The organism is Psychrobacter pasteurii (assembly GCF_900162815.1).
GTDB classification, from domain to species: Bacteria; Pseudomonadota; Gammaproteobacteria; order Pseudomonadales; family Moraxellaceae; genus Psychrobacter; species Psychrobacter pasteurii.
Map to the genome: position 1 here is coordinate 1 of NZ_FUGD01000160.1, position 3,521 is coordinate 3,521.

The window sequence follows — 3,521 nt, forward strand, 5'->3', positions numbered from 1 at the left end:
AGCGGTTAGCGCAATAAATATGACGTTCTCTAGTGGATGATAGAGGTTTTTGTTTTGGCGTCTTGGGTCATTGAGTTTGGCAAAGAACTCTCTTGGATCATTGAGCATAATAGCTACCTCTTATGGATCGGTTGCTATATTTTACTCCTTCTTTGACTTTTTGTAGTGCGATTGCCCTGAATCAGCAAGCGACTGCTATTTTTTGCATTTATTACTGACGTTGCTGACTTTGGCAAATACTCAAATTTTACAATCCCTTTAAGTTTAGCACACGGTATGGTTAACGTAGACATGACAAGCATAAGGCGCTATCTCATAAGGCTGATAAGTTAACGCTACCCCTTGATTATTAATAGTTACATTACCAGTCTTATAAAATGGCCAATTCTTTTCAAAGAATCAACATCACTGTCAGTTTGTGTTATCCAGTTTATAAGCAGTATACGCCAATGCCTTGAACTTTGTTTGTTGGCCTAAAACTAACAAGGCTTGTAAAAAAAGTAGCAAGTCTTGCAAAAAGACTGCCCCTTATAATATCACTGCTTATAAATCAATAAATAGATAACATATATCAAAGCCACACTTATATTGTTGAAACTGTGTTTAAAATTATTTAACCCCCCTCTGTTTAATCCCTTAGCCTCTTTTAGCCCCTAGAATAATGACCATAAAAAAAGGCGCCCAATTGAGCGCCTTTCTTTTATTTTATAAATTATGCTTTATCTGTGGCTCTTTAGTGCTCACGGGTATTACTAAAGGTCACTTCAGGATAGCGATCTTGCATTAGCTGTAGATTAACTCGGCTTGGGGCCAGATAGGTTAAGTAGCCACCGCCATCAATAGATAATTGGTCGTGGGCTTTTTTCTTAAACTTAGCCAATACCGCTTCATCATCACAATGAATCCAGCGCACGGTCGCGATTGATACTGGCTCGAAGATACACTGAACTTTGTATTCTTCTTTTAATCTATGCGCCACAACTTCAAACTGAAGCACCCCTACCGCACCTAAGATTAAGTCATTATTAATCTGTGGCATAAACACCTGAGTAGCCCCTTCTTCACTCAGCTGTTGCAAACCTTTTTGCAGAGCTTTTGATTTTAAAGGGTCTTTTAGCACCACACGGCGGAATAATTCTGGGGCGAAATGAGGAATACCAGTGAAGTTAAGCTCTTCGCCTTCGGTAAAGCTGTCACCAATACTAATCGTGCCATGGTTGTGCAGACCGATAATATCCCCTGGATAGGCCTCTTCTAACGCTTCACGGTCACCCGCTAAGAAGGTCAAAGCATCTGAAATACGCACATCTTTGCCTAAGCTGACATGCTTCATCTTCATGCCTTTTTCATACTTGCCAGAGCACACTCGTAAAAAAGCAATGCGGTCACGGTGACGCGGGTCCATATTAGCCTGAATTTTGAACACAAAGCCACTAAAATTAGTCTCATTGGCTTCAACCTGACGCTCTTTAGCAGGGTGGCTCTTCGGTGCTGGTGAATGCTCAATAAGAGTATCTAGTACCATATTGACACCAAAGTTACCTAATGCCGTACCAAATAGTACTGGTGTCATCTCCCCCTTTAAAAACAGGTCAATATCAAAGTCTTCTAGCGCCATTTGTACCAGCTCGAGAGACTCTTCAAAAGCTGAAAATGCCAAAGTGCCTAAACGCTCACGAATGTCAGGATAGTCATAGCCCTCACGGGTTTCAATCTCTGTGATTTCGCCGCCATGACCCTTGCTATACAGATAAGTTTTATCTTCAGTCAGGTGATACACCCCAACAAAGTCTTGACCCATACCGATAGGCCAAGTGATGGGCACACACTTAATCTTTAGAACCGTTTCAATCTCATCTAACAGCTCTAATGGATCACGAATTTGGCGATCTAGCTTGTTGACGAACGAAATAATCGGCGTGTCACGCATACGACACACTTCCATTAATTTAATGGTTCGCTCTTCCACACCTTTTGCGCCGTCAACCATCATCAAGGCACTGTCTACCGCCGTTAGCGTACGATACGTATCTTCAGAGAAATCTGCGTGACCTGGGGTATCTAGTAAGTTGACAATATGGTCTTTGTAAGGAAACTGCATCACAGAAGTAGTGATCGAAATACCACGCTCCTGCTCCATGCTCATCCAGTCAGACGTGGCATGACGGTCAGTTTTACGACCCTTCACCTCACCGGCCACCTGAATGGCTTGACCCCAAAGCAATAGCTTCTCGGTCATGGTGGTTTTACCAGCATCGGGGTGAGAAATAATGGCGAAGGTGCGGCGTTTGGCAACTTCTTTGTTCAGAGTTTTTTGATCTACGCTCATAATGTGCTTTTCAACTTAATGTGGAAGGTGGTTCAGAAAAAATATTCAATTTGGAAATAGAGTAACAAACAAAATAAGAAATAATTGGAGAAATTAATGTGCGTATTGTAACGGATTTCTAATACGGGTGCAGAAGATGTTGGCTTAATAAGAGCTGAGTAAGACCAACTTACAAAGTAAGGGTAAAGCTTTACCACTCACAAACGGAAAACAGCAGGCGTTTTGTTATGCTGACACTAGATGTTGTACAGCTCTCTAAATGTACAACTCGCTAAAGATACAGCTACTAGCTAAAGATGAAGCTACTATAAATTATAAAAAAGGAATGATATGAAAACTTTATATACCACTCAAGCCACAGTAACCGGCGGTCGTACGGGTTCAGCAAAGTTAAATGACAGTGATCTAACCATCAATATGGTTGCGCCAGGTTCTGGCAAAGACGGTAACAACCCAGAACAACTATTTGCGATGGGCTATGGCGCTTGTTTTGATGGCGCACTTGGCGTTGTAAAACAAATGCAAGACATTAAATTTGACTCAACCATCGAAGTTGATGTGAGCTTATTGCAGGGCGAAGGCCACGACTATAACATTGGCGTTAAAATTCACGTCATTGCGAGCAATACTGACCTAAGCGCAGAAGATGTGCAAAAAGCCGTTGAAAAAGCACATGAGGTTTGCCCTTATTCTAAAGCAACCCGTGGCAATATTGAGGTTGAAGTTAGCTCTGAAGTTAAATAGCCAGACGCTACCTAGTTTCAACTAATTTCCTTGACTTCCTCCGCTCGCTAAACCGAGGGGATTCCTACCTCTAGACGGTCAAGCCCGACCGCAAGGATATTCTTAGCAGCATTGATATCTCTATCATGCCCTGTGCCACACTCAGCACAAGTCCATCCTCTTATTCGCAAGCCTGCTCTACCTTTTGGACTACTGTCACTTATTTTGTGGCAGCACGAGCAGGTCTGGGTAGTGTAACTCTCATTTACCATCTCAAACTGACAACCTGCATGCTTGCATTTGTATTCCAGTTGTCGTTTAAGTTCAAACCATCCTGCATCGTATGTCGATTTAGCTAGCTTGGTTTTTTTAGTTGTAAATGAGCGTGATTTAACATCACCAACTACAATTAAGCCGTTATCTTTAACAAGCTTGGTGGTGAATTTATGAATTAAGTCTAATCTTGTAT

4 protein-coding genes are annotated in these 3,521 nt (G+C 41.9%); 1 reads left to right on the forward strand and 3 read right to left on the reverse strand.

What is annotated here, in order from left to right; translation table 11 throughout:
• Window positions 1-264: 264 nt before the first annotated feature.
• Both A1232T_RS14650 and A1232T_RS12920 read right to left on the reverse strand, forming a co-directional pair.
• On the reverse strand, window positions 265-354 hold the full coding sequence (locus tag A1232T_RS14650) for an RsiV family protein (protein WP_077449777.1): 90 nt from the start codon (window positions 352-354) through the stop codon (window positions 265-267).
• Between the two features lie 379 nt (window positions 355-733).
• A complete protein-coding gene (locus A1232T_RS12920; protein ID WP_077449775.1) occupies window positions 734-2,329 on the reverse strand; it encodes a peptide chain release factor 3 in 1,596 nt (531 codons plus the stop codon).
• A gap of 330 nt (window positions 2,330-2,659) precedes the next feature.
• Here A1232T_RS12920 and A1232T_RS12925 point away from each other — a divergent pair, with 330 nt between their 5' ends.
• The gene (locus A1232T_RS12925; protein ID WP_077449776.1) at window positions 2,660-3,073 is read left to right on the forward strand and encodes an organic hydroperoxide resistance protein; all 414 of its coding nucleotides are present in this window, start codon (window positions 2,660-2,662) and stop codon (window positions 3,071-3,073) included.
• A 47-nt stretch (window positions 3,074-3,120) separates the two neighbouring features.
• Here A1232T_RS12925 and A1232T_RS12930 read toward each other — a convergent pair.
• A partial coding sequence (locus tag A1232T_RS12930; protein WP_143514001.1) for an RNA-guided endonuclease InsQ/TnpB family protein occupies window positions 3,121-3,521 on the reverse strand: 401 nt, incomplete at its 5' end.

Excerpts from the sequence above, each read along its gene's own strand:
- A1232T_RS12920 (WP_077449775.1), bottom strand. The coding sequence starts at position 2,329 with ATGAGCGTAGATCAAAAAACTCTGAACAAAGAAGTTGCCAAACGCCGC.
- A1232T_RS12925 (WP_077449776.1), top strand. The coding sequence starts at position 2,660 with ATGAAAACTTTATATACCACTCAAGCCACAGTAACCGGCGGTCGTACG.